Here is a 13,180-nt window from a genome sequence, read left to right as displayed (position 1 = left end):
CACCACGTCCCCGTGGAGCCGGCGGCGCAGCGACCTGCTCAGGAGCGGCATGAGCGCGTGCGTCAGCAGGGGGGAGATGACGCCGGGGAAGACCAGCGCCCGCAGCGGCACCGGCCGGACAGCCGCGGCGTGACCAGCCGGTTGAGCAGCAGTGGGAACGGATAGACCGCGCAGCCGGTGACCAGCGCCGTCTTCCAGCGAGGCGGCGCCGAGGCATCGGCCCCGGGCAGGTGGAACCAGGTCTCCATGTCCGTGGTGCGCCGGCCTTCGTGCGGCTCGACGGCGAAGTCCGCCGCCTCGCGCCGCCACCGGGCCGTTTCGGGCGAGGCCGGCCACCGCGTCAGACGCTCCGGATCGGTCCGGCGGAGCACGGCGTGGTGGTCGCGGCCGCCGCTGGCGGGGCGGAGCCAGGGGTCCTCGTCGGTGGACTCGACGACGGTGACCCGGGCCCGGCCGTCGAAGTGGGCGGCCAGGGCGGCGCCCACGTCACGGCCCCCGACGTGCGGCGCGATGACCGCCAGGACGTTCTTCGGCTCCATGCGTCGTCGCTCCCTTGCGCGCGGCCGGCGACCGCTGCCGATCACTTCACGGTGGCGGCCGGCCGCATCAGGGCGCGACGGCCGTCAGATACCGCTGGACGGTGGGCGCCAGCCAGGCGACGAACTCCTCGCGCGCCACCGCCTCGGCGGGCGGGAAGCACAGCACGTACCGGCTGACGGCCATGCCGAGGATCTGCGAGGCCACGAGCACGGCGCGTTCCGCGGCCCGGCCGGGTTCCGGATCGGGGCACACGGCGGCGGCGACCGTTGCGAGCTGCCGCTGCAGGATCGACCGCATCCGCTCGGCGCCGGCCGGGTTGGTGACGCCGACGCGCAGCAGCGCGGTCAGCGCCTCGTCCTCCTCCCAGCGCTCCAGGAAGTGCGCGACGAGGACGGCACCGAGGTCCTCGGTCGCGACCGCGGTCATGTCGGGCATGCGCAGGTCGAACTCGGAGGCGGCGGCGAAGAGCCCCTCCTTGTTGCCGTAGTAGCGCATGACCACCGCGGGGTCGATGCCGGCGTCCTTCGCGATGGCGCGGATGGTCGCGCGTTCGTAGCCGTCGGCGGCGAAGCGGTCGCGCGGCGGCCCCGCAGACCCGCGCGCCGTCCGCACCACCCGTGCCGACGGCGGCCGCACCACGCTGCTCGTCCGCCCCGACGGCTACATCGCCTGGGCCGCAGGACCCGTCTGACGCCCTCGGCCTGGTCGCCCTGCGGTGCGGCGTCCACGCCGCGCTGTCGCCGGCGGGACTGGCGCCCACCTCCGCCGCCGGCCATCTGGCCCTCGCCGCGGCGATGGGGACGGCGACGGTGTCCCTGCTGTGGTTCACCCACCGGACCGCCCTGCGGGCGCTCCGCGGCGCCGCGCCTATGCTGCAGTCGTAGGCGGGCACTCGCCCCTCCCGACCTCCCGACCGGCGAAAGGCAGCACGACCATGAGCCCCCGTACCGCAGTCGTGACCGGCGCCAGCAGCGGCATCGGCGCCGCCACCGCCCGCAGGCTCGCCGAAGCCGGCTACCACGTCGTGCTCACCGCCCGCCGCGCCGACCGCCTGGAGGCGCTCGCCAAGGAGATCACCGCCGCGGGCCACTCCGCCGCCGCCGTCGCGCTGGATGTCACCGACCGCGCCGCCGTCGACGCCCTCGCCGCCACGCTCGACCGGGTCGACGTCCTGTTCGCCAACGCGGGGGGCGCCCTCGGCGTGGACCCGGTCGCGACCGCGGACCCCGAGGAGTGGCGCGCGATGTACGAGGTCAACGTCCTCGGCGTGCTCCACACCGTCCAGGCGTTCCTGCCCCGGCTGATCGCCTCCGGCGACGGCACGGTGGTCGTGCTCTCCTCCACCGCCGCCTTCACCCCGTACGAGGGCGGCGGCGGCTACGTCGCGGCCAAGCACGGCACCCACGCCCTCGCCGGCACGCTCCGCCTGGAGCTGCTGGGCGAGCCGGTCCGGGTGGTGGAGATCGCGCCCGGCATGGTGAAGACCGAGGGCTTCGCCGTCACCCGCTTCCACGGCGACGAGGAGAAGGCCGCCGCCGTCTACGCCGGTGTGGCCGAACCCCTGACCGCCGAGGACATCGCCGACACGGTCACCTGGGCGGTCACCCGCCCCTCCCACGTCAACGTCGACCTGCTGGTCGTCCGCCCCCGCGCCCAGGCCGCCCAGCACCGGGTGCACCGGGAGCCGTAGCCGCCCCGGCTGCTCGCGCCGGACGGGCGTGCACCGCACCGGTCCACGCCCGTCCCTGCTCAGCCCTTGACGCAGACGACCTGCTTCAGCTTCGCGACGACCTCGACGAGGTCCCGCTGCTGCTCCATCACCTGCTCGATCGGCTTGTACGCGCCCGGGATCTCGTCCACCACACCCGAGTCCTTGCGGCACTCGACGCCCTGGGTCTGCTCCTCCAGGTCCCGCGTGGAGAACCGCTTCTTCGCCGCGTTGCGGCTCATCCTGCGGCCCGCGCCGTGCGAGGCGGAGTTGAAGGCGGCGGGGTTGCCGAGGCCGCGGACGATGTAGGAACCGGTGCCCATGGAGCCCGGGATGATCCCGTGGTCGCCGCTGCCCGCCTTGATCGCGCCCTTGCGGGTGACCAGCAGATCCATGCCCTCGTAGCTCTCCTCCGCCACGTAGTTGTGGTGGCAGGAGATGATCTCGTCGAACGTGACCTTGGCCTTGCGGAACTCGCGCCGCAGCACTTCCTGGAACAGGGCCATCATGATCGCGCGGTTGCGCTTCGCGTAGTCCTGCGCCCAGAACAGGTCGCGCCGGTAGGCCGCCATCTGCGGGGTGTCCGCGATGAAGACGGCCAGGTCGCGGTCGACCAGGCCCTGGTTGTGCGACAGCTTCTGGGCCTCGCCGATGTGGTACTCGGCGAGTTCCTTGCCGATGTTGCGGGAGCCGGAGTGCAGCATCAGCCAGACGGCGCCCTCCTCGTCGAGGCAGACCTCGATGAAGTGGTTGCCCGAGCCGAGCGTGCCCATCTGCTTCGTCGCCCGCTCGTGCCGGAACCTGACGGGCTCGGCGATGTCGTCGAAACCGTCCCAGAAACCGTCCCAGCCGGCCGCCGAAAGGCCGTACAGCCGGGCCGGGTCGACGGCCTCGCCGTGCATCCCGCGGCCGACCGGGATGGCCTGCTCGATCTTGGAGCGGAGCCGGGAGAGGTCACCGGGCAGGTCGTTCGCGGTGAGCGAGGTCCGGACCGCGCTCATTCCGCAGCCGATGTCCACGCCGACCGCGGCCGGGCAGACCGCACCGCGCATCGCGATCACCGAGCCGACCGTGGCGCCCTTGCCGAAGTGGACGTCGGGCATGACGGCGAGACCCTTGATCCACGGCAGGGAGGAGACATTGCGCAGTTGCTGCATCGCGACGCCCTCGACCGCGGCCGGGTCGGTCCACATGCGGATCGGCACCCGCACTCCGGGCACTTCTGTGTACGACATCTCGATCCCCCTGGGTCGAACGGTGAAATCCATCAAAGAAACACAGACAACACGTCTTAATGGAATGCGAAATAAAGGGCGAAGTCAGCCATACAGCCCCATGATCCGGCGACGGCCGCAGCGCGTGCGGTAGACATTGTGTCTACCCGTCGCCTACCCGTGCCAAGGGATTTACGCGGGCGCCGGACCACCGCCGGAGGAAGGGGCCAGCTCAGTGCAGCCAACGGGAGACCGCGTCCACCGGGTGCGGGGTCTGCTGGCCGGAGCGTGCTCGACCGCGCTCGCCGTCGCCGCACTGACCGGGTGCAGCGGATCCGGTGGCTCCGGGGACGGCGCGCGCAACGGCGACGCCGCCGACGGCAGGCAGACGGTCGCCGCGGCCCCGCCGGGCCGGTACCGCGTGCTGCCCGAGCCGTGCGGTTCGGTCGCCCCGGAGACGCTCAAGAAGTTCGTCCCGGACGCCGACGACTACGCGGGCGAGGCGACCGTGACGTTCGACACGGACCGCAAGGTCGGCTGCGAGTGGACGGGCCGCACCGATCTCGGCAACCGCTACCTCCACATCGACCTCGAGCGCGTGGTGTCGTACGACACATCGGTCAGCGACGAGAACCAGGCCGCGGCCGACTACGACACCCGGGCCGCCGCGGCCCACATCCCCACCACCGCGGCACCGGCCGGGGCCTCCGACTCCCCCTCTAACACCCCCGGTTCGCCCACGTCAGAGGGGGCGAGCCCGTCCGGATCGGGGGCCCCCTCCCCCTCCGCGCCGGCCACCGGCGACACCTCCCCGCGCGCCCTGGACGACCTCGGCGACGGGGCCTTCCTCGACGACGTCCTCAAGACCCAGGACTCCGGGATCCACCGCGACATCACCGTCGTCTTCCGCATGGCGAACGTCCTGGTCACCGTTGAACTCTCACAGTGGTCGACGGACAAATCGGTCGAACCACCCAGCGAGGAACTGCAGCTGGGCGCCCGCCGGGTGGCGGCGGAGCTGGCAGATCAACTCGACGAATGAGGCGAACCGCGTAGTCTGGCCGTTTGTGCCATGACATGACACGCAACGAAATGAGCGAAGGATCCATGCACCGAACAGCCCCGCACCTCGCCCGCCTGCTTGCGGGCGCGGCCGTGCCGGTGATGCTCGTCGCCGGCTGCTCCTCCGGCTCGGACTCGTCGAAGGACGACGCGCAGAAGGCGGCCGCCGCCTCGGCCCCCGCGTCGAAGTCCGCGTCACCGTCGACCGGTATCGCCCCCGCCAAGTACACGCAACTCCCCGACCCCTGCCGGGTCATCGACGCGAAGACCGTCAAGTCCCTGGTGCCCAAGGCGAAGAAGCCGGCGGGCACGCCCGCGCGCTCCGCCGAGCACGACGAGCGCGGCGGCTGCTCCTGGAACGGCCTGGACGGCTACCAGTACCGCTGGCTGGACGTCTCCCTCCAGCGCTACGACTCGGTCGCCGGCCTCGGCTCGGCCGAGGAGCAGGCGAAGAAGCGCTACGCCGAGCAGGTCGCCGAGGCCGGTTCCGCCGAGGGCGCCAAGAGCCAGCCCGTATCGGTGAACGGGGTGTGGGACGCGGGCACCGCGGTGACCTCGGTGACGAAGAAGGACAAGGAGGAGTACCGGGACGTCACGGTCGTCGCCCGCACCGGGAACGCCGTGCTGGTGCTCACCTACAACGGTGCCGGCCTGGAGGACGCGAAGACCCCGGCCGAGTCGGGTCTGCGCGCGGACGCGCTGACGGCGGCCAAGCAGGCGGCGGCCTCGGTGGCGGCGGCGAACGCGTAACAACTGCATTATCCGCTGTACCGATTCACCACGTTTGGGCAACCTGCCCGTTGACCCGTGTGGCAGGCTTGGCAGGCTAGTTTCCGAGCCTGGGAGGGTCGCGGGTGTCCGCGATACGTATGAACCGGACGCACCGGATCCTGATCGGTGTGGTCGTCACAGGCGCGGTGGTCATCGCCGCGATCGGCTTCGCGGGCTCCTACGCGGCCGTGCGCGAGCTGGCCCTGCGCAAGGGCTTCGGCTGGTTCGCCAACGTCTTCCCGATCGGCATCGACGCCGGGATCGTGGTCCTGCTCGCGCTGGACCTGCTGCTGACCTGGCTGCGCATCCCGTTCCCGCTGCTGCGCCAGACGGCGTGGCTGCTGACGGCGGCGACGATCGCCTTCAACGGCGCGGCGGCCTGGCCCGATCCGCTCGGTGTCGGGATGCACGGCATCATCCCGATCCTCTTCGTCGTCTCGGTGGAGGCGGCCCGGCACGCGATCGGCCGGGTCGCCGACATCACCGCCGACAAGCACATGGAGTCGGTGCGCCTCGCACGCTGGCTGCTGGCCCCCTTCGCGACCTTCCGCCTGTGGCGGCGCATGAAGCTGTGGGAGCTGCGCTCCTACGACGAGGTCATCCGGGTCGAGCAGGAACGTCTCGTCTACCGGGCCCGGCTGCGGGCCCGGTACGGCCGCGCCTGGCGCCGCAAGGCCCCGGTCGAGTCCCTGATGCCGCTGAAGCTCGCCCGGTACGGGGTGCCGATGGAGCAGACCGCCGCCGTCGGGCTCGCCGCGGCCGGCATCGACCTCCCGGCCCCGGCGCCCGCCGCGCTGCCCGCGCCCGAGGCCGTCCAGGCCCCGGTCCCGGCGCCCGCTCCGCCGTTCGCCGCGGAACCGGCCCCGGCGCCCGAGCCCGCACCGGCCCCCGAACCGTTCCCGGCACAGGCACAGGCACAGGCACAGGCACAGGCGCCGGAACCGGAGCCGTATCAGGCCCCCGCTCCCGCCCCGGCGGTCGAGCCCATCACCGCGCCGGTCGGCGCGGGCAACCGCCGCCGTGCCCTCGCCGACGGCAACGGCGTGATCCCCACCCCGCGTGTCGAGTACGCCCCGGAACCCGAACCGGACTACTACCCCGAGCCGGAGCCCGAGCCCGAGCCCGTCGGCGACGAGACCTCCCGCGAGGAGATCTACGACCGCGCCTTCCGGGCGTACCACCAGCAGTTCGGCAACTTCCCCAACGCCCGCCAGTTCGGACTCATCCTGCAGGACCGGTACGGCATCTCCAGCCCCAACGGCGGCCCGCTCAGCGAGAGCACGCTGCGCCCCTACGTCCGCGAGCTGCGGCGCCGGCTCGAACTCGACGGCCAGTACGCGTCGTAGGGCCCCTCAGCCGGCGGCGGGGGCCAGCGAGGCGACCAGGTCAGGCGCCGACAGCAGCCGCACCTTCGCCGCGTCGAGGGCCGCCGGGTGCAGGGCGAACACCTCGCCGCCCGCGGGTACGGCGACGTCACCGCGCAGCAGGTACGCCAGCCGCGCCGTGTCCGGTGCCGCGCCGTCGGCCGGGTCGGCGTCGGGCGTCCCGATCCGGGCGGCGAACTCCGCCACGGCCTCGGCGCCGCGGCGCCGGTAGGCGGTGGCGGAGCCGTCCGCGTGCCGCACCAGTACCGTCGCGGCACGCGCCGCGGCCTGCCACACGGCGAGTTCCCCGAGGCCGACGCGGGCCCCGGAGGCGAACAGCCCGGTCAGGCCCCTGCCGAGCGCGGCGAGGTCGTCGCCGTGCCGCGCCACGGAGTGGTCGGTGCCGGTGACGCCCTTGACCACGTCGAGCCACCGCATCGTGCGGGCCGCCACGTCGATCACCAGCGGCACGCTCGCCCGGGCCCGTCCGGTCAGGTCGTAGCGCTGCTCCACGGCGCGGGCGTCGAAGACGGGCCCGCTGTCCCCCGGCCGATCGCGCGCCATGAGCCCGGCGAAGGCCTCCGCCAGGTCCTCGAAGGGGACGTTGTTGTACGAGAAGACCACCGCGACCAGGTGGCGGACCCCGGCGGACGCCAGCTTCTCCAGGTCGAGGTCGACGAACTCACTGGCGCCCTGCGGCGCCGGGGCGCTGGTGAGGTCGCCGGAGTGCACCGCGGCGTCCTCCGCGAACCGCAGGCGTGTGTAGTCGCAGTGGCCGACCGGGTTCCACTCCGCGTCGAACAGGGCGGTGGACAGGTCGAGATCGGTCCGCCCGGACCGCTCGCTCTCCATCCAGTGCAGGAACAGCCGGACCGTCCTCCCGTCCGGCACGGGCAGTTCGCTGCCGCGCGGCAGGGTGATCAGCGCGCGCGAGGCGGTGCGCTCGGTGAACGGCGCGATCAGGCCGTCCAGGCCCGCGTCCACGACGGCGACGTCGACCGCCTCCCGTTCCGCCGCCCGCCGCAGCACCTCGGCGTGGAGCACGGCCACGGCCTTCTCGACCACGCCGGCCGCGATCGGCAGCCGGTCGTCGTCGGCCAGGTGCGCCTTGGCGCTGCCGCCCTTCGGGAAGAACACCCGGATGCCGGCGGCGTGCGGACGGCTGCGGATCTCCCCGAGCGCGGACAGCAGCACCGCGGGCGACACCCGGGGCACCGCCGTCTCCAGCGCCGACAGCACGACGCCCGCCTCCGCGGGCTCGGAGAGCCGCAGCAGGTGGTCGAGCCGGCGTACGAACTCGCCCGGCCGCTGGGCCAGCAGCGCGACCGCCGCCGGTACGTCCATGGCGTTCAGCGCGGCCTCGACCCGGCCCGCCCAGCCGCGCACCCGGACCGTCGTCCCGGTCGCGTCGATCCGCGCCGCGCCGCCGGCCGCCGTCCGCAGGGTCGCGGTGAGCGCGTCGCCGTCCGCGAGCCTGGTGTCGCGCAACGCCGCGACGGCGAGGGCCGCCCGCGGGAAGCGGCCCGCGTGCTCGAAGGGGTGCAGCAGCTCCGCGGCCCGCAGCCACGCGTGCCGGTGCCGTCGCATGTCCTGTGCCGCCTGGTCCGGCGCGAGTCCGTCGAGTACGCCGAGCAGGGCGCGCCGCAGCGGGCGCGGCACGGCGCCGAAACGCGGCAGGTCCACCAGGCCCGGGTCGCCGCCCGAGCGCACGGCGAGCAGTCGCAGGACGTCCGTCGCGGTGTCGACGCGGGCCGCCACGGCCGGCACGCCCGTCGCGTACGCGGCGGGATCCGCCAGCAGCCATGCCAGGACCCGGGCCTTGGTCTCCCGGCCGGGAATCTGCTCCGGCAGCCAGGACAGCTCGGCCCGGTCACGGGTCTCCAGCAGCACCAGGAGGTCCTCGGCGTCCTGCGGGCCCAGCGCCCCGGTACGGGCGAGGAGCCCGCGGATCTCCTGCGCGGCGTCCGCGTCCCGGGCCGCGAGGTCACCGCCGTGGTGCAGCATGCGCAGCCGCTCGGGCAGGACCCGCCGGAGGCCGCCGAGGCGGCGCGGACGGCGCGGCCGCAGAAAGGGGTCGTCCGCGTCGATCCGCCCGTGGCAGACCGGGCACGCGGAGAAGTCCGCGCCGTCGAAGCAGGAGCGGCACACCAGGTGGGCACAGGGCGAGACGGCGTGGACGCTGCCCTCGGTGCCGCACAGCACGCACGGCTGCTCGGGGTGCTGGAAGAGCACGGTGAGGACGCGGTCGACGTAGAAGGCGAAGGTGTCCCGCGGAGTGCTCGCGGGGAAGTCGCGGAACAGCGGCTCGTGGGGCCGGTCCGCGCCCAGTGCCCGGTCGATGTCGGCCAGCAGCACACGGCCCGCCTCCGCCAGCGCCGCCTCGCCCCGCCCGGCGAGCGCGGCCCGCAGGGCGGGGGCCATCAGGTGTCCGCGGTCGAGCAGATCCGCCTCCAGCAGCGCCACGCCCGCGGCGGCGCCGAACGACGACTCCTCCGGGGCGGCCGGCAGGTAGACGGCTCCGCGGCGGGAGAGCAGGACGGCCGCGAGTGTGCGCGGAGCGGTCGAGGTGGCTGCGGTCGTGGCCGTGGACATCCTTGTGTCTCCCCCTGGTCGATGTACGGGGCGGGAAGTGGGCGCGCTGGAATCCATCGCGGAACGCGACTTCGCAAGAGAAGGAAGCACGCCCGGGAGCCGCCCCGGGGCCGGCGCCGCCGCCCGGTCCCCATGCCGGGCCGGTGACGCAGGTTGCGTACGCGGGACGGGGAGCCGATGCCCTGTTCAGGGAAAGTGAGAGAAGGAAGCGCACCGTGAGCCGCCCCGCGCCCGACGACCATAGCGCGCGGCGTTGCCCGTCGCGTTCGAATATTCGCCGGTCCGCACGACGACGGCGGCGGGTGGCATCGCCACCCGCCGCCGTCGCATCCGACTCCGGCTCAGCTCGCCGCGAGCAGCTCCCGCACGCGGTCCTGACCGACCGCCAGCAGCAGCGTGGGCAGCCGCGGCCCGGTGTCCCGGCCGACCAGCAGCTGGTAGAGCAGGGCGAAGAAGGACCGCTGGGCGGCCTTCATCTCGGGAGTCGGCTTGGCATCGGGCGCGAAGCCCGCCTGGATCTTCGGCACGCCGTAGACCAGGGTGGTCAGCCCGTCCAGCGACCAGTGCTCGGGCAGGCCGTCGACCAGCAGCTTCAGCGCCTCCCGCTCCTCGCCGGACAGTGCCGCCAGGGCCTCCGTGTCGGGCTCGGTGCGCACCCGGGTACGGGCCTCCGGCTCGACGTGGGTGTTGACCCAGCGCTCGGCGCAGTCCAGCCGCGGCCGGGCCTCGTCCAGGGAGGCCAGCGGCTGCTCCTGGTCGAAGTCGCGCAGGATGCGCAGCGTCTGCTCCTCGTCGCCGGTCGTGATGTCCACGACCGAGGCGAGGGTGCGGAACGGCAGCTTGTGCGGGGTGGTCGGGAGATCCCCGCTCGCCGTCCGCGCCGCCCGCGAGTGCACCGCGAGGTCCACCGGCGCCGCCGCGCCCTCGGCGACCTTGCGCTCCAGCGCGTCCCACTCGTCGTAGGTGCGGGAGATCTCGTCGCCGAAGGAGATGTTGAACGCCTGGTTCGGGCGGCGGCGGGCGTACAGCCAGCGCAGCAGCTGCGGCTCCATGATCTGCAGGGCGTCGGCCGCGATGGGCACGCCGCCCTTGGAGCTGGACATCTTGGCCATGCCGCTGATGCCGACGAAGGCGTACATCGGGCCGATGGGCGGCTCGGCGCCGAAGATCTCGCGCACGAGCTGCTGGCCGACCATCCACGAGGAGCCGGGTGACTGGTGGTCGACGCCGGACGGCTCGAAGTCCACGCCCTTGAAGGCCCAGCGCATCGGCCAGTCGACCTTCCAGACCAGCTTGCCGCGGTCGAACTCGTTCAGCCGCACGGTCTCGCGGTTGCCGCAGCCCTGGCACTCGTAGGTGAGCTCGGTGGTGTCGTCGTCGTAGGCGACGACCGTGGTGAGGTCCTTGTCGCAGGCCGAGCAGTACGGCTTGTACGGGAAGTACTCGGGGGCCTGCTCGAGCGAGGCCTCCTCGTCGTCCTGCTCCTCGCCGCCGCCCGGCTTCTTCTTCGTCCGGTAGCGGCCCAGCACCTCGTCGATCCGCCGCCGCTCGCGCATCGCGTGCAGGATCTGCTCGCGGTACGTGCCGGAGGTGTACTCGACGGTCTGGCTGATCTCGGTGACCTCGACCCCGAGCGCCGCCAGCGCCTCGCGGAACGGGGCCTTGAAGTGGTCCGACCAGGTCTCGTACGGGCTGCCCTCGGGCGCCGGGACGGCGGTCAGCGGCTTGCCGATGTGCTCGGCGTACGACGGGTCGTAGCCGGCCGGCACCTTGCGGTAGCGGTCGAAGTCGTCCCAGGACAGGATGTGCTCGCAGGGCACGCCGCGGCGCTTGATCTCGTCCGCGACCAGGTGCGGGACCATGATCTCGCGCAGGTTGCCCAGGTGGATCGGCCCGGAGGGGCTGATCCCGGAAGCGACGATGATTTTCTTGCCCGGAGCCCGCCGCTCGGCTTCCGCGATGACGTCGTCCGCGAAGCGGGCGACCCAGTCGGCCTCGGTGCTCTGAGCCACGGTCTCGACTTCCTTCCACCAGTGCAGCGGGTAGCTCGGTACCCGGCAATTGTCCCAGAGAAAAATGAGTGGTAGCGCGTGGGATACTGAGGGTTGATCTCTGATCCCTCTCAGGAAGCACCCATCCCATGGCCTCGGTCAACTCGCTTTCCGCCTCGATCCAGCAGCGCGTCGCTGACGCCCTCGGTGCCGACCCGCTGCTGCGACGTAGCGACCGGGCCGACTTCCAGGCCAACGGTGTGCTCGGCCTCGCCAAGCGGAACAAGGCGAACCCGCGCGAACTGGCCGCCGAGGTCGTGGCCGCCCTCCCGGCGGACGACGGGCTGATCTCCTCCATCGAGGTGTCGGGCCCCGGCTTCCTCAACATCACCGTCGCCGACGCCGCGATCACCCGGACGCTCGCCGCCCGGGGCGCCGACGACCGGCTCGGCGTGCCCGCGAAGGCCGAACCCGGCGTCACGGTGATCGACTACGCGCAGCCGAACGTGGCCAAGGAGATGCACGTCGGCCACCTGCGGTCCTCCGTGATCGGCGACGCGCTGGTCAAGATCCTCGAATTCGAGGGCGAGACGGTGATCCGGCGCCACCACATCGGCGACTGGGGCACCCAGTTCGGCATGCTCATCCAGTACCTGGTGGAGCACCCGCACGAGCTGGACCACGACGCGTCCGACGCGGGCGAGGAGGCCGGCGAGGCGTCCATGTCCCGCCTCAACCGGCTCTACAAGGACTCGCGCGCCGTCTTCGACGCCGACGACGACTTCAAGACCCGGTCGCGCAAGCGGGTCGTGGACCTGCAGGCGGGCGAGCCGGAGACGCTGGCGATGTGGCAGCGGTTCGTGGACGAGTCGAAGATCTACTTCAACTCGGTCTACGACAAGCTCGACATCGAGATCCGCGACGAGGACGTCGTCGGCGAGTCCGGCTACAACGACATGCTCGTCGAGACCTGCAAGCTGCTGGAGGAGTCCGGCGTCGCCGTGCGCTCCAACGGCGCGCTGTGCGTGTTCTTCGACGACATCAAGGGCAAGGACGGCGAGCCGGTCCCGCTCATCGTGCAGAAGGCCGACGGCGGCTTCGGCTACGCCGCGACCGACCTCTCCGCGATCCGCAACCGCACCGCCGACCTGCACGCCGACACCCTCCTGTACGTCGTGGACTTCCGGCAGGCGCTGCACTTCAAGATGGTCTTCGAGACCGCCAGGCGGGCCGGCTGGCTGACCGACGAGGTCAAGGCGCTCCACATCCCGTTCGGCGCGCTGCTCGGCAAGGACGGCAAGCCGTACAAGACCCGGTCCGGCGAGTCGTTCCGCCTGGTCGACCTGCTGGACGAGGCCGTGGAGCGGGCCGCGACCGTCATCCGGGAGAAGTCCGCGGAGCTGACGGACGCGGAGGTCGCCGACCGGGCCAAGGAGGTCGGCATCGGCGCGATCAAGTACGCCGACCTGTCGACCTCGCTCGGCCGGGACTACGTCTTCGACCTCGACCGCATGGTCTCGCTCAACGGCGACACCAGCGTGTACCTGCAGTACGCGTACGCCCGCATCCAGTCGATCCTGCGGAAGGCGGGCGACGCGAAGCCGTCCGCCCACCCCGAGCTGCCGCTGGCCCCGGCCGAGCGGGCACTCGGCCTGCTCCTGGACGACTTCGCGGAGACCCTGGCGGCCGTCTCGGAGACGTACGAGCCGCACAAGCTGGCCTCGTACCTGTACGCGCTGGCCTCGGCGTACACCACCTTCTACGACCAGTGCCCGGTCCTGAAGGCCGAGACCCCCGAGCTGCGGGAGAACCGCCTCTTCCTGTGCGACCTGACCGCGCGCACCCTGCGCCAGGGCATGTCGCTGCTCGGCATCCGGACCCCCGAGCGCCTCTGAGAGGCACCGCGTCCGCACGACGGCGGCCCCTGCGGGAGTCAAC

Annotated in this window: 10 protein-coding genes and 1 pseudogene; 6 read left to right on the top strand and 5 right to left on the bottom strand. The window is 72.7% G+C overall.

Annotation, left to right across the window (positions count from 1 at the left end; genetic code table 11):
• Positions 1-62 precede the first annotated feature (62 nt).
• Together ACWDAS_RS20425 and ACWDAS_RS20420 are read right to left on the bottom strand one after the other, a co-directional pair.
• Positions 63-539, bottom strand: a complete 477-nt coding sequence (locus tag ACWDAS_RS20425) for a hypothetical protein (protein WP_450392657.1) — start codon at positions 537-539, stop codon at positions 63-65.
• Positions 540-606: 67 nt separating this feature from the next.
• Complete coding sequence (locus tag ACWDAS_RS20420; protein ID WP_450392654.1) at positions 607-1,155, bottom strand: TetR/AcrR family transcriptional regulator; 549 nt, start codon at positions 1,153-1,155, stop codon at positions 607-609.
• A 22-nt stretch (positions 1,156-1,177) separates the two neighbouring features.
• Here ACWDAS_RS20420 and ACWDAS_RS20415 point away from each other — a divergent pair.
• Positions 1,178-1,231: pseudogene (locus ACWDAS_RS20415) on the top strand (hypothetical protein); the annotation flags it as partial.
• A gap of 243 nt (positions 1,232-1,474) precedes the next feature.
• Positions 1,475-2,230, top strand: a complete 756-nt coding sequence (locus tag ACWDAS_RS20410) for an SDR family NAD(P)-dependent oxidoreductase (protein WP_450392652.1) — start codon at positions 1,475-1,477, stop codon at positions 2,228-2,230.
• A 59-nt stretch (positions 2,231-2,289) separates the two neighbouring features.
• Here ACWDAS_RS20410 and ACWDAS_RS20405 read toward each other — a convergent pair whose 3' ends face one another.
• The gene (locus tag ACWDAS_RS20405) at positions 2,290-3,483 is read right to left on the bottom strand and encodes an RtcB family protein (RefSeq protein WP_450392650.1); all 1,194 of its coding nucleotides are present in this window, start codon (positions 3,481-3,483) and stop codon (positions 2,290-2,292) included.
• Positions 3,484-3,697: 214 nt separating this feature from the next.
• On the opposite strand from ACWDAS_RS20405, the gene ACWDAS_RS20400 reads away from it, so the two are divergent.
• The 3 genes from ACWDAS_RS20400 to ACWDAS_RS20390 all read left to right on the top strand — a co-directional run bounded on the left by ACWDAS_RS20400 (position 3,698) and on the right by ACWDAS_RS20390 (position 6,641).
• A complete protein-coding gene (locus tag ACWDAS_RS20400; protein ID WP_450392648.1) occupies positions 3,698-4,504 on the top strand; it encodes a hypothetical protein in 807 nt (268 codons plus the stop codon).
• 65 nt (positions 4,505-4,569) lie between these two features.
• Positions 4,570-5,274 carry a DUF3558 domain-containing protein gene (locus ACWDAS_RS20395; protein ID WP_450392645.1) on the top strand — a complete coding sequence of 235 codons (705 nt, stop codon included), beginning with the start codon at positions 4,570-4,572 and terminating at the stop codon, positions 5,272-5,274.
• A 119-nt stretch (positions 5,275-5,393) separates the two neighbouring features.
• Positions 5,394-6,641: a DUF2637 domain-containing protein gene (locus ACWDAS_RS20390; RefSeq protein WP_450393019.1), complete on the top strand. Its 1,248-nt coding sequence runs from the start codon at positions 5,394-5,396 to the stop codon at positions 6,639-6,641.
• Between the two features lie 6 nt (positions 6,642-6,647).
• Here ACWDAS_RS20390 and ACWDAS_RS20385 read toward each other — a convergent pair whose 3' ends face one another.
• Complete coding sequence (locus ACWDAS_RS20385) at positions 6,648-9,251, bottom strand: MXAN_6230/SCO0854 family RING domain-containing protein (RefSeq protein WP_450392644.1); 2,604 nt, start codon at positions 9,249-9,251, stop codon at positions 6,648-6,650.
• Between the two features lie 341 nt (positions 9,252-9,592).
• Positions 9,593-11,263 (bottom strand): lysine--tRNA ligase, encoded by a 1,671-nt coding sequence (lysS, locus tag ACWDAS_RS20380; RefSeq protein WP_450392641.1) that lies wholly within the window; start codon positions 11,261-11,263, stop codon positions 9,593-9,595.
• A 128-nt stretch (positions 11,264-11,391) separates the two neighbouring features.
• Between lysS and argS the strand changes: the two genes are divergently transcribed.
• Entirely contained in the window at positions 11,392-13,137 is a 1,746-nt protein-coding gene (gene argS / locus ACWDAS_RS20375) for an arginine--tRNA ligase (RefSeq protein WP_450392639.1), read from the top strand.
• Positions 13,138-13,180 lie beyond the last annotated feature (43 nt).

This window comes from Streptomyces sp. NPDC001070 (assembly GCF_053598835.1).
Note: the sequence above shows the minus strand (reverse complement) of the source record. Positions and strands in the feature narration are given on the sequence as shown.

What these genes read in the sequence shown, in the direction of transcription:
- ACWDAS_RS20425 (WP_450392657.1), bottom strand. Translation starts at nt 539, where the DNA reads ATGGAGCCGAAGAACGTCCTGGCGGTCATCGCGCCGCACGTCGGGGGC.
- ACWDAS_RS20410 (WP_450392652.1), top strand. Translation starts at nt 1,475, where the DNA reads ATGAGCCCCCGTACCGCAGTCGTGACCGGCGCCAGCAGCGGCATCGGC.
- ACWDAS_RS20405 (WP_450392650.1), bottom strand. Translation starts at nt 3,483, where the DNA reads ATGTCGTACACAGAAGTGCCCGGAGTGCGGGTGCCGATCCGCATGTGG.
- ACWDAS_RS20395 (WP_450392645.1), top strand. Translation starts at nt 4,570, where the DNA reads ATGCACCGAACAGCCCCGCACCTCGCCCGCCTGCTTGCGGGCGCGGCC.
- ACWDAS_RS20390 (WP_450393019.1), top strand. Translation starts at nt 5,394, where the DNA reads ATGAACCGGACGCACCGGATCCTGATCGGTGTGGTCGTCACAGGCGCG.
- ACWDAS_RS20385 (WP_450392644.1), bottom strand. Translation starts at nt 9,251, where the DNA reads ATGTCCACGGCCACGACCGCAGCCACCTCGACCGCTCCGCGCACACTC.
- argS (WP_450392639.1), top strand. Translation starts at nt 11,392, where the DNA reads ATGGCCTCGGTCAACTCGCTTTCCGCCTCGATCCAGCAGCGCGTCGCT.